General features: G+C 28.4%; 1 protein-coding gene. It reads left to right on the top strand.

Annotated elements, in window-relative coordinates; translation table 11 throughout:
• Nucleotides 1-257: 257 nt before the first annotated feature.
• Nucleotides 258-1,083: DUF1837 domain-containing protein (locus DPG01_RS18430; RefSeq protein ID WP_110976006.1), on the top strand; the 826-nt coding region annotated here is incomplete at its 3' end.

Raw genomic sequence — 1,083 nt, 5'->3', positions numbered from 1 at the left:
AACTCTTAGATACTATAAAAAACAGCCTCTTTTAAAAGAGGCTGTTTTTTATACACTGAGAATACTGATACATCGATTATTTAAGATACTCATGTTTTCTTTCAAATCAATATACAGACTTAAAAGTATTTATGAGCTAAAATAGTTCTTATCCTAACCAACAGAAAATATTAAAATCCTATATTATTTTAAGAATTGAATTTGCAATAAAATAAAATATTTACTATATTCAGATAATTAAAACTTTAGAATAATTTATGAGCAGCCCATTTAACTCTGAAAAAATTATATCGCATAAGATTAAAGAGTCAGAACTAAGTACTTTTTTAGTAGGATTCGACTTGACAGATGATGGCCGAACTCAATATAGATTGAAGCCTCTAATTTCAAAATTATTAGATGTTATACATGAATTTGCCTTTGGTTTTCATGAAGGAACCTCGACAGACAACACCCAAATCTTAGGAAAAATAGCAGAAGCGGCAAAGTCAATATATAAAATTGATGACTTCAAAAAAGTTAAAGAAATTTACGAAAATAATGAAAATATTGATGATGCAATACAAGATAAATATTTAAGACGGGGAGAATTTGGTGAACTCATCCTTCATTTATTGCTACGAGATTTCTATAGTACAATACCATTATTATCCAAAATTTATTTTAAAGATTCATTAGGTCATACGGTCCATGGTTTTGATGCTGTTCACATTGATCCACAAAATAAAACGTTATGGTTAGGAGAGTCTAAACTTTACTCAAGTGGGAAGAGCGGAATAAAAGCTCTAATACAGGACATACATGACCATTTCAAGTCAGATTATCTTGAATCAGAATTTATGCTGGTCTCAAAAAAAATTAAACATTTCGATAATATTCCAGAAAAGGACTATTGGATTGAGCTTATTTCCGATGAGACAAAATTAAGTGAACAATTAAATGCTATAAATATACCTTTACTCTGTACATATACATGTAACTTATTTACAGAACATGACGATGAAAATACTGCTACATTTATTCAAGCTTACGAAAAAGAAATGATTGAATTAAAAAAATATTTTGATGAAAATTACGACCATC

The organism is Acinetobacter sp. WCHAc060042, from assembly GCF_003231195.1.
GTDB lineage: Bacteria > Pseudomonadota > Gammaproteobacteria > Pseudomonadales > Moraxellaceae > Acinetobacter.
The sequence above is the reverse complement of the archived record's forward strand: the minus strand, read 5'-3'. Positions and strand labels throughout refer to the sequence as shown.